The 18,770-nt window shown below is 39.3% G+C and carries 10 protein-coding genes; 6 read left to right on the top strand and 4 right to left on the bottom strand.

The window, feature by feature from the left end:
* Positions 1-150: 150 nt before the first annotated feature.
* Together OQX64_RS12350 and leuS are read left to right on the top strand one after the other, a co-directional pair.
* Positions 151-555 (top strand): hypothetical protein, encoded by a 405-nt coding sequence (locus OQX64_RS12350; RefSeq protein WP_265818993.1) that lies wholly within the window; start codon positions 151-153, stop codon positions 553-555.
* A gap of 175 nt (positions 556-730) precedes the next feature.
* The gene (leuS, locus tag OQX64_RS12345) at positions 731-3,556 is read left to right on the top strand and encodes a leucine--tRNA ligase (protein WP_265818992.1); all 2,826 of its coding nucleotides are present in this window, start codon (positions 731-733) and stop codon (positions 3,554-3,556) included.
* A gap of 189 nt (positions 3,557-3,745) precedes the next feature.
* Here the strand turns inward: leuS and OQX64_RS12340 are convergent, their stop codons facing one another.
* Complete coding sequence (locus OQX64_RS12340) at positions 3,746-5,047, bottom strand: DEAD/DEAH box helicase (protein WP_265818991.1); 1,302 nt, start codon at positions 5,045-5,047, stop codon at positions 3,746-3,748.
* Positions 5,048-5,588: 541 nt separating this feature from the next.
* Between OQX64_RS12340 and OQX64_RS12335 the strand changes: the two genes are divergently transcribed.
* Complete coding sequence (locus OQX64_RS12335; protein WP_265818990.1) at positions 5,589-8,819, top strand: SusC/RagA family TonB-linked outer membrane protein; 3,231 nt, start codon at positions 5,589-5,591, stop codon at positions 8,817-8,819.
* Between the two features lie 15 nt (positions 8,820-8,834).
* On the top strand, positions 8,835-10,550 hold the full coding sequence (locus tag OQX64_RS12330; protein ID WP_265818989.1) for a RagB/SusD family nutrient uptake outer membrane protein: 1,716 nt from the start codon (positions 8,835-8,837) through the stop codon (positions 10,548-10,550).
* 73 nt (positions 10,551-10,623) lie between these two features.
* Here the strand turns inward: OQX64_RS12330 and OQX64_RS12325 are convergent, their stop codons facing one another.
* Positions 10,624-11,958: an MFS transporter gene (locus tag OQX64_RS12325; protein WP_265818988.1), complete on the bottom strand. Its 1,335-nt coding sequence runs from the start codon at positions 11,956-11,958 to the stop codon at positions 10,624-10,626.
* Positions 11,959-12,068: 110 nt separating this feature from the next.
* The gene (locus tag OQX64_RS12320) at positions 12,069-13,427 is read right to left on the bottom strand and encodes an APC family permease (protein ID WP_265818987.1); all 1,359 of its coding nucleotides are present in this window, start codon (positions 13,425-13,427) and stop codon (positions 12,069-12,071) included.
* A 379-nt stretch (positions 13,428-13,806) separates the two neighbouring features.
* Here OQX64_RS12320 and OQX64_RS12315 point away from each other — a divergent pair, with 379 nt between their 5' ends.
* Positions 13,807-15,675, top strand: a complete 1,869-nt coding sequence (locus tag OQX64_RS12315) for a DNA topoisomerase IV subunit B (RefSeq protein WP_088300308.1) — start codon at positions 13,807-13,809, stop codon at positions 15,673-15,675.
* Positions 15,676-15,714: 39 nt separating this feature from the next.
* Positions 15,715-17,709, top strand: coding sequence for an ATP-binding protein (locus OQX64_RS12310; RefSeq protein WP_265818986.1), 1,995 nt, complete (start codon positions 15,715-15,717; stop codon positions 17,707-17,709).
* 35 nt (positions 17,710-17,744) lie between these two features.
* Here OQX64_RS12310 and OQX64_RS12305 read toward each other — a convergent pair whose 3' ends face one another.
* On the bottom strand, positions 17,745-18,767 hold the full coding sequence (locus OQX64_RS12305; protein ID WP_088300306.1) for a YihY/virulence factor BrkB family protein: 1,023 nt from the start codon (positions 18,765-18,767) through the stop codon (positions 17,745-17,747).
* Positions 18,768-18,770: the final 3 nt, after the last annotated feature.

Genomic DNA, 18,770 nt, shown 5'->3' with positions numbered 1-18,770 from the left:
TATAAAGCTATTCTAAATGAATATAACGGCCCTGCCCGTGATTTAGTTCACTTGAAAATATTGCAGCGCAGTACCCAAATTTTTGAAACCGGTACGAAATCCGGAGATCAGGCGTTTATAATGCTAGTAAAAACCTAAAATCTATTCTGAATGAAAAAACAAATTACCGTAATTGGCTTATTATTTATTGCAACAACAGCATTATTATCCTGTAAAAAAGATACTGTTTCTTTAAAAGCCCGGATCATGGGGAAATGGACCGTCAATAAAATTGAAGTTTCCGGAAATACAAACCCATCTCTTAACGGAACATTTAATTATACCATTAATGATTATTTGGATTTCAAATCTGATAATGACGACCAGGTGGAATTGAGTTTAAATAATCAGCGTACTATAGGTACGTACACAACCTCCCTTGGAGACGATTTCGTGATGTCTTTTCCCGAAGGTGTTTCAAATGCAACCGTTAAAAGCCTGACACAATCGCAATTTCAGTTTACTGCTAAAATAGATAAAACCAACATTGTAAAGGTATATTACCTCACCAGATAAAATCTAATTCCCTAGTGTTTGCTTGCACCATTGGTTATTGATAGCCAATGGCGCTTTTTTATATTTCAATCCTTATGGGGTTTAAAAACCTAAAGGATTTTGAATAGTCATCTATTCTGTTTTTTTAAGCTTTTTATTTCCGTATTTTCGCTCCTTTAAAAATTTAAAACTTGCAATGGATTACCAATTCAAAGAAATAGAACAAAAGTGGCAGAAATTTTGGGCAGATCATCAAACCTTTAAAGCCGAAAGCAATTCTGAAAAACCAAAATATTATGTGCTAGACATGTTTCCTTATCCATCAGGAGCAGGTTTACACGTTGGTCACCCACTGGGTTACATTGCATCTGATATTTTTTCAAGATACAAACGCCTTAAAGGTTTTAATGTTTTGCATCCAATGGGCTATGATTCTTTCGGTTTGCCTGCAGAACAATATGCCATACAAACTGGTCAGCATCCGGCCATTACCACTGAGGCAAACATTGCCACTTACCGTCGCCAGTTAGATCAGATTGGTTTTTCTTTTGACTGGAGCAGAGAAGTGCGTACCAGCGAGCCATCATACTATAAATGGACACAGTGGATTTTTATGCAATTGTTCAATTCCTGGTACAACCTTGAAAATGATCGTGCAGAAGACATCACCACTTTAATCGAGAAATTTAATGCTTCAGGGTCGGCTGATGTAAAAGCCGCTTGCGATGAAGACGTAAAATCATTCCTGCCAAGTGATTGGGCAACCTTTACAGAAGAAGAAAAGCAAACTGAATTGTTGAAATACCGCTTAACCTATTTACGGGAAAGTACGGTGAACTGGTGCCCGGCTTTAGGAACAGTTCTGGCCAATGATGAAGTTAAAGATGGTTTCTCTGAACGTGGCGGTTTTCCGGTGGAGCAGAAAAAAATGATGCAATGGAGCATGAGAATCACTGCCTATGCTGACAGACTTTTACAAGGTTTAGATACCATCGACTGGCCGGAACCCGTGAAGGAAATGCAACGCAACTGGATTGGAAAGAGCGTAGGCGCATCAGTTAAATTTAAGATTGAAGATTTACGATCTACAAATGAGACTTCTGATGCTGTACTCCGTACTTCAGACTATATTGAGGTTTTCACCACCCGCGTAGATACCATTTTCGGGGTTTCTTACCTGGTTTTAGCGCCTGAACACGAATGGGTTGCTGAATTAACTAGGCTTGAGCAAAAAGCTGAAGTAGAAAATTATATAGCCCAAACCAAAAAGAAATCTGAATTAGACCGCATGGCGGACACTAAAACAGTTTCAGGTGCTTTTACCGGCACCTATGTCATTAATCCGGTGAGTGGTGAACGTGTTCCATTATACATTGCAGATTATGTACTTGCAGGTTATGGAACAGGCGCGGTGATGGGTGTGCCGAGCGGCGATCAGCGTGACTGGTTATTTGCGACGCATTTTAATCTGCCGGTTATTCAAATTTTAGACGCACAGAAAGACATTGATGTGCAGGCCGACCCAACCAAAGAGGGGAAATATATTAATTCAGGTTTCATCAATGGATTAACCTATAAAGAAGCGGTTCCAATTTTAAATAACTGGTTAGAAGAAGAAAATGTTGGAAAAGCAAAAGTAAATTTCCGTCAGCGAGATGCTATTTTTGGTCGTCAGCGTTACTGGGGTGAGCCGATTCCGGTTTATTTCAAGGATGGTTTACCTTTCTTAATTAAAGAAGAAGAATTGCCCTTAATCTTGCCAGAAATTGATAAGTATTTGCCTACAGAAACGGGTGAGCCACCTTTAGCAAGGGCAAACAACTGGACGCCTTCTGCCGGTGATCATTACGAGCTAAGCACCATGCCAGGCTGGGCTGGAAGCAGCTGGTATTGGTACCGCTATATGGATGCCAGTAATGATGCTGATTTTGCAGCTAAAGAAGCGATTGAATACTGGCAGGCTGTTGATTTATACATCGGCGGTTCTGAACATGCAACGGGCCACTTACTATACAGTCGTTTCTGGAATAAGTTTTTGAAAGATCTGGGTTATACCAAAGAAGAAGAACCTTTCAAAAAACTGATTAACCAGGGGATGATCCAAGGTAGAAGTAATTTTGTTTACCGCATCAATGACGAGAATGGAAAGCCAACTAATACTTTTGTTTCCGCAGGATTAAGGAGGGAATACAAAACTTCAGCATTGCATGTTGATGTTAACATTGTGGAGAACGATACCTTAGATTTGAATAAATTTAAGTCGTGGAGAGAAGAATATGCCAATGCCGAATTCATTCTGGAAAACGGCAAATACATTTGCGGTGTTGAAGTCGAAAAAATGTCGAAATCAAAATTCAATGTGGTGAATCCGGATGATTTGATTGAACGTTATGGCGCTGATACCTTGCGGATGTATGAAATGTTCTTAGGTCCGTTGGAGCAAAGTAAACCCTGGAATACCAATGGGATTGAAGGCGTATTTAAGTTCCTGCGGAAATTCTGGAGATTATTCCACAATGAAGCCTGGGAATTTACGGTTTCTGATGCGGAGCCAACCAAGGCAGAACTGAAAGCTTTACACAAAATCATTAAAAAAGTGCAGGACGATATTGAGCGTTTCTCTTTCAATACTTCTGTATCTAGCTTTATGATTGCGGTAAATGAGCTGACCGATTTAAAATGCAACAAACGTGCTGTTTTGCAGGATCTGGTGGTGATCTTATCGCCATATGCACCGCACATTTGTGAAGAACTTTGGGTACAGCTGGGGAATGAAGCAGGAAGTTTATCTTATACAGCTTTCCCAACCTTTAATCCGGATCACCTGGTGGAGGATGAGTTTGCTTATCCCGTTTCAGTGAACGGTAAAATGAAAATGAACCTGAATTTGAGTTTAACCCTGGCACAACCAGAAGTAGAAGCCATTCTATTGGCGAATGAACAATTCCAGAAATTTTTGGATGGCAAAACACCGAAAAAAATCATTTTTGTTAAGGGAAAGATTATTAATGTAGTTGTTTAAGGTTGAGGATGGAAAGTTTAAGGCATAGGGTCTTTCTTTCTATTCTTTAATAAAAAGCAAATCCCGGATTGAGCAATCAATTCGGGATTTGCTTCTTTAGGCTATCCTCATTCCCGATTTTATGGGAAATCGTTATTCAGCATCTAAATCATATTGGATGCTGAATCAAGTTCAGAACAACGCACAGGCTTAAGCTTTCGCCTTATTTCTATTTCCGCCCGGTCTTCTATTATTGCTGGCGTTACGCGGTTTGCCACTCATATTTCCATCACCGCTTCTTTTACCGCCACCACCACCTTTAGATTGTGCCTGAGGTTTACGTTTAACCTGGTTTTTAGCCAACATGCTTTCCCAGCTAAGTGGATAAGGATGATCGTCAACAACAGGTAGTGTGATTTTAATTAGTTTCTGAATGTCTAATAGATATTCATTTTCTTCTGCATCGCAAAAAGAAATGGCAATACCATTTGCACCTGCACGACCTGTACGACCAATTCTATGTACGTACGATTCAGGTATATTCGGTAACTCATAATTAAAAACGTGAGATAACTGGTCGATATCAATACCTCTTGCAGCAATATCTGTCGCCACTAATACACGAATCTTTCTATCTTTAAAATCAGTTAAAGCCCTTTGTCTGGCATTTTGCGATTTATTGCCATGAATGGCGGCTGCTTTGATTCCGGCATGAGCTAAATCTTTCACAATCCGGTCAGCGCCATGCTTGGTACGTGTAAACACTAAAGCGGTCTCGATTTTTTTATCTTCCAGCAGATGGATTAATAATTTCTTTTTATCAGGCTTATCCACAAAATAAACAGATTGCACAATGGTTTCAGCCGTAGAAGAAATTGGTGTAACTTCTACTTTTGTCGGACTGGACAAAATGGTATTGGCCAATTTCTGAATTTCATCAGGCATCGTGGCCGAGAAAAATAAAGTCTGGCGTTTTGCCGGTAATTTGGCCACCACCTTCTTTACATCATGGATAAAACCCATATCCAGCATCCGGTCTGCTTCGTCCAGCACAAAAAGTTCAATGGTACTTAGGCTAATGAATCCCTGGTTCATTAAATCCAGTAAACGGCCGGGAGTTGCCACTAAAATATCAACACCTTTTCTAAGTGCTTCTACCTGTGAGTGTTGGTTTACGCCACCAAAAATAACCAGCCTGCGCAAGTTAAGGTTACTGCCATAAGCCTTAAAGCTTTCTTCAATTTGAATAGCAAGCTCGCGGGTTGGTGTTAAAACCAGGGCCTTAATATTTTTATTTGCCTTGGTATTGATGTGTTTTTCGTGTAATAGCTGCAACATCGGGATGGCAAAGGCAGCAGTTTTTCCGGTTCCGGTTTGCGCACAGCCTAATAAATCTTTTCCTTTTAATATGGTTGGGATGGATTGCTCCTGAATAGGGGTAGGTTGTGTATAACCTTCTTTCTCCAGTGCCTGTAAAATAGGCGCTATGAGGTTTAATTCTTTGAATAACATGTATGAATTTTTGTAATATTTATTGAAGAAGCTAGAACAATCATTTGTTGAAGGACTAACTTGCGGAGAGAATATGCCATTCAGAATGGCAAGCCCTTATTCCTGCTTCGGCAACAAAGATAGGGAAATAATCGGAGAGACGAGAAAAATTATTTTTACAAAAGATCAGGGATGAAAATAATGCTCCCCATTATAAATGGCTGTATTAATCCGATTAAAAAAAATATTATTTGGCTTGTAATGATTTTATGATTAATTTGTAATCAGTTTATAATCAGAAATATACATAATTTGTTTGTAAAGTATGATTTAAACTACGAATAAACTTATTAACTAACCAAATAAAATTCTACGTATGGCATTACCTGTACTTTATCCACAAATTGGTTCCTTAACCTATCTCGTAACACCTTTAAATCCTCACATCGGGCGAACAACCATTCTCCGTTACTAACAGATCTATGATAGGGCCAATAGCTTCGAACTCCTTTACAAGTAGGTGAGTCGGATCTAAAAACGAATACTAACCAAAATATAAATTATGAAACAAAATCTATCCTTTTTCAGGAGGGGATTCCTTCTTCTGTGCTTGGGTTTGTTGTATGCCATTGGCGCAACTGCCCAAACTAAAGTTACTGGTAAGGTTATTGCCAGTGATGATCAACTTCCTATTATAGGTGCAACAATCAAACTTAAAAATGCGGCAGGAGGTACAACAACTGATGCCAATGGCGCATTTTCAATCAGTGCAAAGCCATCAGATGTATTGGTAATTTCATTTATCGGATTTACAAATAAAGAAGTAACAGTTGGCAACCAGACCAATATTTCAATAATACTACAGGCGGAGAATAACAATTTAACCGAGGTGGTGGTAACCGGTTATTCTTCGCAACGTAAAAAAGATTTAACCGGTGCCGTAGCCGTAGTGGATATGGGTGTTTTAAAAGCTCAGCCTGCAGCAAGTGCTGTGGAAGCCTTGCAGGGAAAGGCTACTGGTGTACAGATTATTAATGATGGTGCACCAGGTTCAACACCGCAGATCCGAATCAGGGGAACAAGTACCATTAATAATAATGAGCCGCTATATGTTATTGATGGTGTGCCGTTTGAAGGTAAACTCTCCTGGCTTAATCAGAATGATATCGAAAGTATGCAGGTGCTAAAGGATGCATCATCAGCATCAATTTATGGCTCCAGGGCAAATAACGGGGTTGTAATTATCACTACCAGGAAAGGAACATCCGGCAAACCAAAAATCACCGTCGATTCTTATTATGGCACGCAGGTACCCCGGAAAGGCAGTTTTCCAGAAATGATGAATCCGCAACAATATGCGCAATATGTATTTGACAGCTATACCAATGCCGGGAAAGCAATTGCTGCAGGGAGAAATTATGGTTCTGGAACAACGCCGGTACTACCAGAATATTTGGTCGCAGGATCTGTTTTAGGGCAGGATGTTACTTCGGCAGATGCTGATCCGTCAAGATACAATTACAGCCGGGATCCTTCGCTTTTTTACCAGATAACCAAGGCCAACAAACAAGGAACAAACTGGTTTGATGAGATTACCCGTTCGGCTCCGGTACAAAATTATCAGCTGGGCGCAACAGGCGGTTCTGAAAATTCAACCTATGCCTTGTCTGCAGGCTATCTTAATCAGAAGGGAACAATTGAATATACAGGTTTTAAACGTTATAACCTTCGATCAAATACAACCGTTAGTGCATTCAACAAACACGTTCGTTTTGGTGAAAACGCGCAATACAGTTATTCTGAAGGATATGGTTTTGGTGTAAATCCAAATACGCCAGGTGGTTACCAGGATCAGGGTAGTGCATTAAGCTGGGCCTACAGGATTCCGACAATTATTCCGGTTTATGACATTAACGGAAATTTTGCCGGAAGCCGTGGAAGTCAGCTCGGAAATGCTGAAAATCCTGTTGCTTTTCTTTACAGGGCAAAGGATAACTTAAACAAAAGCAATTTCTTTTTCGGTAATATGTTTGCCGAAGGCGATATTCTGAAAGGTTTGGTATTGAGAACCAATTTCGGTATCCGTTATGAAAATTATAACGGGATGTCTATGCGTTATCCAAACCTCGAATTCTCGGAAGGAAATAACTCTAATAATTTAAGCGAATACCAGGGTTATAATACAGAATGGACCTGGTCTAACACTTTAAATTATAGTGCTACCTTTAATGAAAAGCATAAATTAAATGTATTGGTTGGTACTGAAGCCATACGTTCAAGATCCAGACAATTAAATGGATCAAGAAATGATTTCTTTTTACTAGGCGATCTGGATTATTATTACCTCAATACCGGATCTTCCAATATCAGTAATTCCAGCACAGGCGCTATCGGTTCCCTTTTCTCCATATTTGGAAAAGTAGATTATTCATTTAATGACCGCTACCTGGCCAGCGTAACCGTTCGAAGGGATGGATCATCTAACTTCGGTCCGGCAAACAAATACGGTGTTTATCCCGCAGGGAGTATAGCCTGGAGATTATCGGAAGAGGAGTTTTTGAAGAGTGTTAAATGGGTAAGTGACTTAAAACTTCGTGTAGGTTACGGTCAAACGGGTAACCAGCGGATTCCGCCATATCAGTATATCAACAGGTACCAAAGTTCGATCACGAATGCAGCTTATGCCGTTGGAGGTGGAAATACGCTCACCACTGGTGTATGGCAAAATGCTTATCTAAATTCCGATGTGAAATGGGAATCATTAAAAGCCCTGAATGTGGGTATAGATTTTACCTTATTTGAAGGTGCTTTTGATGGATCAGTAGACTGGTACAATAAGAAAACTACCGATATGCTTTATAACCTGCCTTTACCTTCAAGCGCAGTTGGAGGCGGAAGTTCTCCATTTGTGAATATTGGTGATATGAGCAATAAAGGGATCGAATTTAATGTGGCCTATCACTATGGCAGAAAAGCCGATAATCCATTTAAGTTTGATATTGGTGTTAACTTTTCAAGAAACGTAAATAAAATTGATCAGCTTGCTCCCGGAATTTTCAACCAGGTGTATGGTAATTACAGAAGTTTGCAAACCAGTGTTCTACAGCAAGGTGCCCCATTCGGATCTTTCTATGGATATAAAACCAATGGAATTTACCAGAGTGCAGCAGATATCCAGAACAGCCCATCTTATACTGGTGCCCGTGTAGGTGGCTTAAAATACATGGATATTAACGGAGATGGTGTGATTGACCCGAAAGACCGTACCATTATTGGAAATCCAAATCCTGATTTTACTTATGGTATTAATCTGAACGCCTCTTATCATAATTTTGATATTACAGCATTCTTATATGGTGTACAAGGTAATGATATCTTCGAAGCTACCCGTTACTTTACCGATTTCCCATCATTTGATGGGGCTAAAAGTACCCGTTTGCTAAATGCCTGGAGTCCAAGCAACCCTACCAGTACTATCCCGTCTGCCTATACAGGTGCATCTGATGTAGAATTTGCTTCTTCCAGTTACTATATTCAGAATGGTAGTTTTCTAAGGCTTAAAAATCTTCAGATCGGATATTCCATCCCTACTGATAAAGTTTTTGGATCTAAAGCAGGTATCAGCAAATTCAGGGTATATGTTGCAGCGAGTAACTTATTTACCATCACCAAATATACAGGCGTAGATCCGGAAGTTAGTCAGATTACGGATGGCTTCACTGCTCCGGGGGTTGATCAGGGGGTATATCCATCACCTCGACAGTTTTTATTAGGTATAAATGTTGGATTTTAATTAAAAGATTTCAAGATGAAACATATAAAATATATTTTCTTATTCATATTCATTTTAAGTAGCGTATCGTGCAAAAAGGACTTTCTTTCGCTAAACCCGCAGGCTGAGCTTACAGCAGAGCAATTGACCACACAGGATGGGGTAGAGGGTTTACTTGTAGGTGCATACGGTCTGCTCAATGGTAATATTAATGGCACATGGGGTAATTATGGTGCAGCACCGAGCCAATGGTTATTTGGTGAAGTAGCTTCTGATAATGCGCACAAAGGCAGTAGTAATGGAGATCAGCCTAATATGAATGCCATAGAGCAACACTCGCCTACCAGCACAAATGATAACCTCTCTAACTTGTACGATAGATGCTTTGAAGGTGTTCAACGTTGTAACAATACTTTAAAGGTACTTGCAACGCTACAATCTGGAAGTGGTGCTACAAAGTTTTCAGATAGCAGGGCGAAAGAAATCCAGGGCGAAGCCAGGCTGCTCAGGGCGCATTATTATTTCTTTCTTGTGAGGGTTTTTAAAATGGTGCCCTATGTTACCGAAGCCTCAAACGGCGCCATTATTCCCAACGACAAGGATATCTACCCGAATATCATTGAGGATCTTCAGGCTGCAGTAGCCAACCTTGGAACCACTAAACCTAAAGGTCAAAAGGGTCGTATGGATAAATATGCTGCTCAGGCTTACCTTGGAAAGGTTTTATTGTACCAAAAACGCTATGCTGAAGCTTATGCTCAACTTAATGCCGTCATTACGGCAAAAGGAAGTTTGGTAGATATGCCTTATGGTGATAATTTTGATATTACCAAAGAAGACGGACCAGAATCTATCGTAGCTGTACAGCATTCGGTAGGTACAGACGGTACAGGTGGTGATAATGGCAATGTGGGTGATATGTTAAATTTTCCTTATGGAGGGGTAACACCAATTAACTGCTGCGGATTTTTTCAACCAACTATTGATTTAGCCAATGCCTTTAAAGTAGATGCTTCAGGCTTACCACTGTTAGATGGTAGCTACCGAACCAATGCTTATACTTCTGATTTAAATTTATCAGCTGCAGAGAAAGCCAGTTATCAGTTAGATCGTTCAATAGCATTTGATCCAAGAATAGAATCCACCATCGGACGCCGCGGTGTACCTTATCGTGATTGGGGAATTATGGCTGGTGATAGCTGGATCAGGGATGCCAGTAATGGTGGCCCGTTTGTAGCGGTAAAAAATTCAATTGAGTCTTCTCAGATTGCATCGGGTACTGGTCCGGGTATGACTAACGTCACCGGTTTGAATGTTAATCTTATCCGTTTAAGTGATGTTTATCTAATGGCCGCAGAATGTGCTGTTGAAACAAATGACCTTTCTACAGCATTAACATTAGTGAACGCTGTTCGACTTCGGGCAGCTAAAATATCCCCGACAACAATTAACGGTACGCCGGCGGCAGCTTACAAAGTTAGCCCATATCCATCATTTCCAAATGCTACTTATGCCAGGAATGCGGTTCGTTTTGAGCGCAGACTGGAATTGGCGATGGAAGGACACCGCTTTTTTGACCTGGTGCGCTGGGGGATTGCCAAGCAGACGCTGGAGAGTTATTTTACTTTTGAAGGAAAATACTTCAACTATCTGAATGGTATAACGATTGAATCAAGAGACGAATATTTTCCATTACCTCAGGATCAGATTGACAGAAGTAACGGAACCCTGAAACAAAGTCCAGGGTACTAATAGTCTTAATTTTAAAAAACGCATGAAGCGAACTGTTTCATGCGTTTTTTTTATGCCAGCCCGTTTAATAGATTTATTTTTCTTCCTTAAACCTGCTAAAAAATAAAAGTGCCAGTAAACAAAGTCCGAATCCTACAATTCCATTCAGGCGGAGGCCAAAATCATTTCCCGGATCTTTCCCGTAAATCGTGAGCATGGCAAAAATAGCGATGCCTAAAGTCTGGCCTAATTTTACAAAAAGGTATTTCACTGCAAAAAACATTCCTTCGTGGTTTTCACCGGTTTCTAAAGTATCCTTTTGGGCTATATCTGCTAAGATCGCTGTGGGCAAAATACCCAGGGCAGCCAAAGGAAAAGAGGCTGAGAGTACCAGAAGATAAATTTGTGTGTAAGGTCCGAACGGGAGTTTGCCCAAGAAATAAATGGTTACAAATATCAGGCACAGGATGCCGAATCCCAGTAATACAAAAGGCTTCTTGCCAATTTTAGCCGATCCGAAAGTAATCAGCGGATAAAATAATAAAGAAGCGATTACCATGGTACCCATAAATTTCCCGCCCTCTGATTCCGGTAAGCCCAGTAAAACGGTGCAGAAAAATAATAATCCGCTTGAAATGATACTTAACGCGGTATAAAAGGCAAAATCTGAAATCAGGTAATACTTAAAGTTTTTGTTTTTAAAGGTGTTTTTTATGGCGGGCCATAGGGGTACATGTGTTGGCCTGGCTACAGAAAAGTCTTTCTCCTTAATGGTGAATATGGGCATCACCATCATCAAGCCTGATAATAAACACAAAGCCCAAATGGCGATTTGTATGGCTTCACTCCGGTTTGCCACTGTACAGTAGTCCTGAACGAGATCGGCGAAATTATTGGTGCAAGCTGAAAAGATAATGCCAATTACAAATCCAACCTGCTGATAACTGGATAATTTAACTTTTTGCTGCGGGGTGTTGGTTACTTCTGCCAATAAGGCATTATAGGGGATAATATAAGTGGTTACAGATATAAAAAACAAGCACAGGGTGATGGTCAGCCACCAGGCATTTTGTAAGCTCTCTGTTTTTTGAAGAGGATAAAACACCAATCCGCAAAACAACATGGCCGGTACAATCGCCCATTTCATAAATGGCATCCGGCGGCCATTCGGATTTTTACTGGCATCGCTTCTGCCTGCAATAAAGGGATCAAACAAGGCATCAACCAATCTTCCGGATGCGGCAATAATGGATAAAATATTGAACGCGCCTAAAAAAACAAGTTGCGGAACCAAAGCAGGTAAGCCGGAATGATTTGGAGGCAAATAAAAAAAAGGCAGCATTACAATGATAATATTTGTCATTGTACTCCAGCCAATCATGCCTGCTGCATAAGTAATTTCTTGTTTTAAAGTGAGCGTTTTATTCATTAAATTTTTTCCATCTGATTTATTCTTTTGGTAACGAACCTGTGCGCTTCGAATTAGTTTCAAGTAACAACTTTATTTGCAGAAAGTGGTTGAAAACTATATGCTTTTGATTAGTTTTTATTAGAAAAATTACGTTTCTTTTGAAATAGTTTGGTCGCAAAATAAATAACCAGAAAACCTGTAAAAATAAATAAACCATTGAGCGCTGCGCCAGGATCGTCTGCATAAATGCTAAACGCAACAAAAGTATAAGCCGCAATGAATATAATGGGCAATATAGGATATAAAGGGACGGTATAAATGCTTTTCTGATTAAGATGTGCTGTCCGCTTTCTTAAAATAAAGATGGTGGCGGCAGAACTGGCCATACTGATGCTTTCCAGAAAAATGGTGTAGTTTAAGATTTTGTCGAAGGTTTTGGCATAAAAGATAATGACCACCGCAATTAAAGTAAAAACGGTTAAACTGATGGTAATCACTTCCGTTTTCTGATTCATTTTGCTGAAAATTTTTGGAAGTGCCCCTTCTTCACCCATGGCAAACATGGCCCTTGGATTGCTCAATAAATTCACATTTACATAACCCATTACGGAAACAAAAATAATGACTGAAAGCATCTTAAAACCAGCAGGTCCAAATATCTTGGAAGCTAAAATGGCTGCGATACTTTCGGCAGATTTAAGTTCTTCGAAACCGATTACCTGAACATAAACGTAGTTGATAATCAGGTAAAGCGCAACAATAATGGATAGGCCAATGATGATTGAACGGGGAATCACTTTTTTGGCTTCTTTCACTTCACCCCCGAAATTAATGGTTTGTGCGTATCCGGCGTAAGAAAAAGACACGGCAATTAAGCATAATCCCAAAGCTTTTCCATAATCTGTCCACCCTGGCCGTGTGCCCGTATGCGTTTTAAATACAGGCATGATGGTTTCGGTTTGTGAACCAAAAAATACCGCCGAGATGAGCAGTAAAATCAAGCCGATTTTCACTATGGTTAATATATTTTGCGTTTTTGAACTTGCTTTTAAACCGAGTAAATTGATGAAATAAAAGACTAAAATGGTGGTAATGGCAATGGCTACCCGGTAAACATCAGTTTGCATATGGGCTGGTAAAACAATTTTGCCTAAATATTCTGCCCCAATAATAGAAATAGCTGCTACAGATGCCGCGCTTGAAATGATGACGATGCAATTGATTGCAAAAGCAATTGAAGGATGATAAGCGGCAGAAAAGATTTTATAGTATCCTCCTGTTACAGGGTATCTGGAACCAATTTCTGCATACGTAAGTGCCCCGCAAAATGCCACAAAGCCACCAATAAACCATGCCAAATAGAAAAGTTCAGGTATCTGAGCTTTTGCAGCCACATTTACCGGCGTACGAAAAATTCCCATTCCAATCACCAAACTCACTACGATCATGGATAAATCAAAGAGTGAGAGCTGCTTTTTAGGTTGCATTAAATCAGGTTTAAATAAAAGAGAACGAAGATAGGGAAATTATGGAAGAAGTTTCCGGTTAGCCGTTTTCAGCTGGTAATTTGACCATTCAACATTCAAAAATTCCCACTTTTCCATCTCTCATTTTCCGTGCTCCTCAATCCCCATAACAATTGTTGAAATTTTCATTTGCGAGCTTCAAAGATTAAAACTATTATTGTATAATAATTTTGCTATCCGGCTTTTGAACCATCATCACAGATGATGGCTCATTTAAGCGATACAAATCATCCCAAACTTATTGTCATGTTGAGTGTTAAGGCTTGTTCCGAACATCCCTCGGTAAGGCTCCTTTGTGTAATCGTAAAGTTCAACCAACCTGATAACAATTAAAAAATTTATGGCAGAAGTAATTTATAACGACGACAGCATTCGCTCATTAGATTGGAAAGAACACATTCGATTACGGCCCGGTATGTACATTGGTAAACTGGGTGATGGTTCTGCACAAGATGATGGAATTTATGTTTTGTTGAAAGAAATTGTAGATAATTCTATTGATGAGTTTGTGATGGGAACCGGAAAAACCATTGAAATCACTGTTTCTGAGCAGAAAATAAATGTTCGTGATTATGGTCGTGGTATCCCATTAGGAAAAGTGATTGATTGTGTAAGTAAGATCAATACGGGGGGGAAATATGACAGCAATGCCTTTCAGAAATCTGTTGGGTTAAATGGCGTTGGTACCAAGGCTGTAAATGCCTTATCCACCATTTTTACCGTACAATCATACCGTGATGGTAAAACCAAAAAAGTAGAGTTTTCTAAAGGGGAAATGGTAAATGAACAACCCGTAATTGATACTACCCAGCGCAATGGAACGGCCATTACCTTTTATCCTGATGAAACCATTTTCAGAAATTACCATTATATCCCTGATTTTGTAGAAAGTATGGTATGGAATTATGTGTTTCTGAACACGGGTTTGACCATCAATTTCAATAATCAGAAATATTTTTCAGAAAGGGGCTTGTACGATTTGCTTTCCAAATTCAATAAGCCTGAAGAAATTCGCTATCCGATTATACACATGGTAGGGCATGATATCGAAATTGCCATGACCCACGGACAGCAATATGGTGAGGATTACCATTCTTTTGTCAACGGGCAGCACACCACACAGGGCGGAACACACCAGGCAGCCTTTCGCGCGGCAGTAGTAAAAACCGTTCGTGAATTTTTTAAGAAGGAATTTGATGCAGCTGATGTCCGTTCATCTATTATAGCGGCCATTTCCATCCGGGTACAGGAACCTGTTTTCGAATCGCAGACCAAAACGAAGCTGGGTTCTCAGAATATGGGGCCTGAAGGACCATCGGTAGCTACATTTATTAACGATTTCGTTAAAAAAGAACTGGATGATTATCTGCACAAAAATCCGGATGTGGCAGATGCCCTTTTGAAGCGTATTAATCAATCTGAACGGGAACGTAAAGACATTGCAGGAATTAAAAAGTTAGCAAACGACAGGGCTAAAAAAGCTTCGTTACACAATAAAAAACTGCGTGACTGTAAGGTTCATTTTAACAGTACACATGAAAAACGCTATGAAACGACCTTGTTTATTACCGAAGGTGATTCTGCATCAGGGTCCATTACAAAATCAAGGGATGTGGATTGCCAGGCCGTTTTCAGCTTAAAAGGTAAACCACTTAACTGCTATGAGCTGACTAAAAAAGTGGTTTATGAAAATGAAGAGTTTAATTTACTGCAACATGCGCTTAATATTGAAGATGGCCTGGATGGTTTGCATTACAACAATATCGTAATTGCGACTGATGCAGATGTGGACGGCATGCACATCCGTTTACTCATGATGACCTTTTTTCTTCAGTTTTTTCCTGATTTAGTAAAAGCAGGCCATGTTTATATATTACAGACACCCTTGTTTAGGGTTAGAAATAAGAAAGAAACCATTTATTGTTATAGTGATGAAGAGCGTCGAAATGCTATTGCAAAATTAGGTAGCAAGCCCGAAATCACCCGTTTTAAAGGATTGGGAGAGATTTCTCCTGATGAGTTTGGTTTGTTTATTGGTAAAGATATCAGGCTTGATCCTGTTATTTTAAAAGATCAGACCATTAAAAGCCTGTTGGAATATTATATGGGAAAAAATACTCCTGATAGGCAACAACATATCATCAGAAATCTTCGTGTGGAGAAAGACGAGGTGGAGGAAGAACCTAAGATAATTGATGAAGTAGCATAAATTCGGCGTTGATATAATCACAAAATTAAATCGACGCATTTGAAATCCACTAAAAGTTTAGCAAACAAATACCTGATCATTGTCTCTTCAATTTTGATCATTTTCGGAATAACAGCCGTTATTTTTGTGAATTTTTCAAACCTGCCGCTTCTCCAATCGGTTGATAAAATTGCTCAGGTAGAATATGATTACGCTAAACTTGATAGTTGTATTTTAAAGTTATATCATGCAGAAAACAACTGCAGAATGTTCATGGTGAATAGAAAGCATTGTTATCACCACGAATTTATGAATGAGATTAAGGAAATCTCCTTCATTCTTAATGCCATCAGCCGGAAAAAGCAAAATGATTTTATATCTAAAGGTCAACCTGCTTTAATCAGTCAAAACCAACCGGCTATAAACGAGTTTATCAGGCTGAAAATTTTGTGTGACAGTCTGATCAGTTTTTCAATAAAGCTTGATCAGGTACTTGAACGGCAATCTCTTCCGGAAACTAATCTTTTTAAAATTAAAGACCAGAATGGTATTACTACATCCGCACTGGTTCAAACAACTGACTCTGTCCGCTTAGCCCGTAATGAGTTGCAGCTTAAAGCCATTAATGATTATTTAAGACTTGATCTTATCAATGAAGAAAAACAATTGTTTAACATTGATTATCAATTAATTTCTGGCATCATTCAAGGATTAAAAAGATATCAATCCATTGAAAAAGAATACTATTACAACTTATCGCAAATCACTCATAAAAGCACCTTGAATGCGGTTATTAATTTAGATAAATTTACCAAAGTATTGCTTACGCTCACTGTTGGTTTATTGGCTTTTATCTTTTACATGATCTACCATTGTTATAAGGATGAAAAAGCTTTAATTGATTACAGCAATGAACTGGTATCTTATGCGCGCACCAAAAGCTGCTTCCTGGCAAACATGAGTCATGAAATTCGCACACCTCTAAGCTCCATTATCGGATTCTCGGAACAGTTGATTCAGATTGACTTTACGCCTGTACAAAAGGAACAGGTTGCCGCCATCAGCGAATCATCCATGATGCTTCTGAATGTTGTCAATGATATTCTTGATTTTTCAAAATATGAAACAGGCAAGGTGACTTTAGCTCAAATTCCTTTCTTACCTTATACTACCATTAAAAATGTTTTTGAAAGCATGCGTATTCAGGCTTTACAAAAGGAAATTGGTTTCCATCTGGAGATGTCTGTAAACGAGGATATCTATTTTCTTGGTGATCCTTTGAGGCTAAAGCAGGTGCTGATGAATTTGTTAGGCAATGCCATCAAATTTACGTCACATGGAAGCGTCACATTGGAAGCATTGCTCACTTTAACTAATAGAAACCAGGCAAAACTTAAAGTAAATATTATTGATACAGGTATAGGCATTAAGCTTGCTGATCAGGAAATTATTTTCGAAGAATTTGCCCAGGTTTACGGTACTTCAACAAAAGAAAGACAACATGGTACAGGCCTGGGCCTGGCCATTTGTAAAAAAATAGTTGAATTTCAAGGCGGAACCATTTATGTAAGGAGTGAGGAAGGGGAGGGCGCTGTGTTTTCTTTCGAAATACCTTATCAAATTACTCATCATACTTTTACAGAAAGGGTAAACACAGAATTATATGATAAAGCCACATTACTGGAAGGAAAAAGAATTTTAATGGCTGATGATAACAAGTTGAATATTATGCTGGCTGGTACCATTCTCAAAAAATATAAAATTTCTTATGATGCGGTATATAACGGAGAAGAAGCCTATAAATTATTTTGCGAAAATGAATATGATCTTATCTTAACTGATATACAAATGCTCAAAATGGGTGGGATGGAACTTGCTGGTAAGATTAGAAATGAAAACGATACTAAAAAGCGCAGCACCCCGATACTGGGGATCACTGCCAATGTTTTACTAGAAGACCGGCTGAAATACCTGGCCTCCGGAATGGATGAATTAGTACTGAAACCGTTCCTGGAACATGAGCTACTGGAGAAAATTTTAAAATACATCCGATAGCGGAAATAATCTCCTAAAATAAGGATTTGCTTCAGTTAGTTGACTGGTGCATGAACGGTTTCTTCCGGATGTTGAGGAGGAAGAACGTCCACGTTTTTCTCTACAATGGTAATTTTCGTAAATACGGCATATTTACTCGGTGCAATTCCGCCATCGTACTTTTCTGCATAAGCTTGTGTAAACTCAGCACCAAAATAAAGAATTATTGAAGTATAATAAATCCACAGCAGGATTACAATGATAGAACTTGCCGCACCAAATGCAGAACCCGGATTGCCTTTCTCAATATAAATTCCGATTAAATACTTACCTAAGCTGAAAAGTACAGCCGTGAATAAAGCACCAATAATGGCTGATTTCCATTTAATAACCACGTCGGGCAGCACTTTAAAGATGACTGTAAAAACAGCTGTTACTGCTGCGAGTGTAATCACATTATTTAAAATATAAATGATCAGGGCCATGGTATCATCCGCCACCGGAATCACCTCATCAATTTCACTCTTGGAAAGTAAAGCAATCAGCTTATCGCCAAGGCCCACCACCACACTGTTAATCACGAGCGATACCAACAGCAAAAAACCCATGGAAACAATCAGTGAGAAAGAAAGAAGCCGGTTCGTTAGCATTTTCAGCCAGCCCTTTTTTGGAATGGCCTTTACCTTCCAGATCATGTTGATGCTGTCCTGAATTTCAATGAAAATGGCCGTAGAACCAATAATTAGTGTGGCAATACCAATAATTAAGCCAATAGTAGACTGACCCGATTTGGTGGAATGTTCCACAAAACCCTGAATCTGAACGGCAGCATCAGGACCAACCATATCTGTAACCTGAGCAAAAAATCTGTTTCGTGTATCGGTATTGCTTTTATTTCCTAAAAACAAGGTGGCGGCAGATAAAACAATAATAATTAAAGGTGTCAGCGAAAATATTGTATAATAAGCAAGGGATGCGCTCAGTTTCGTAATCCTGTCTTCCACAAAACCCTTACCTGCTGCTATAAAAAGATGGTACAGTGCTATAAAAAAATGTCTGATCTTGCTAACTAACTTCATGAT

The organism is Pedobacter sp. GR22-10, assembly GCF_026239715.1.
In the GTDB taxonomy this organism is placed as follows: domain Bacteria; phylum Bacteroidota; class Bacteroidia; order Sphingobacteriales; family Sphingobacteriaceae; genus Pedobacter.
Note: the sequence above shows the minus strand (reverse complement) of the source record. Positions and strands in the feature narration are given on the sequence as shown.

Excerpts from the sequence above, each read along its gene's own strand:
- OQX64_RS12350 (WP_265818993.1), top strand. The coding sequence starts at position 151 with ATGAAAAAACAAATTACCGTAATTGGCTTATTATTTATTGCAACAACA.
- leuS (WP_265818992.1), top strand. The coding sequence starts at position 731 with ATGGATTACCAATTCAAAGAAATAGAACAAAAGTGGCAGAAATTTTGG.
- OQX64_RS12340 (WP_265818991.1), bottom strand. The coding sequence starts at position 5,047 with ATGTTATTCAAAGAATTAAACCTCATAGCGCCTATTTTACAGGCACTG.
- OQX64_RS12335 (WP_265818990.1), top strand. The coding sequence starts at position 5,589 with ATGAAACAAAATCTATCCTTTTTCAGGAGGGGATTCCTTCTTCTGTGC.
- OQX64_RS12330 (WP_265818989.1), top strand. The coding sequence starts at position 8,835 with ATGAAACATATAAAATATATTTTCTTATTCATATTCATTTTAAGTAGC.
- OQX64_RS12325 (WP_265818988.1), bottom strand. The coding sequence starts at position 11,958 with ATGAATAAAACGCTCACTTTAAAACAAGAAATTACTTATGCAGCAGGC.
- OQX64_RS12320 (WP_265818987.1), bottom strand. The coding sequence starts at position 13,427 with ATGCAACCTAAAAAGCAGCTCTCACTCTTTGATTTATCCATGATCGTA.
- OQX64_RS12315 (WP_088300308.1), top strand. The coding sequence starts at position 13,807 with ATGGCAGAAGTAATTTATAACGACGACAGCATTCGCTCATTAGATTGG.
- OQX64_RS12305 (WP_088300306.1), bottom strand. The coding sequence starts at position 18,767 with ATGAAGTTAGTTAGCAAGATCAGACATTTTTTTATAGCACTGTACCAT.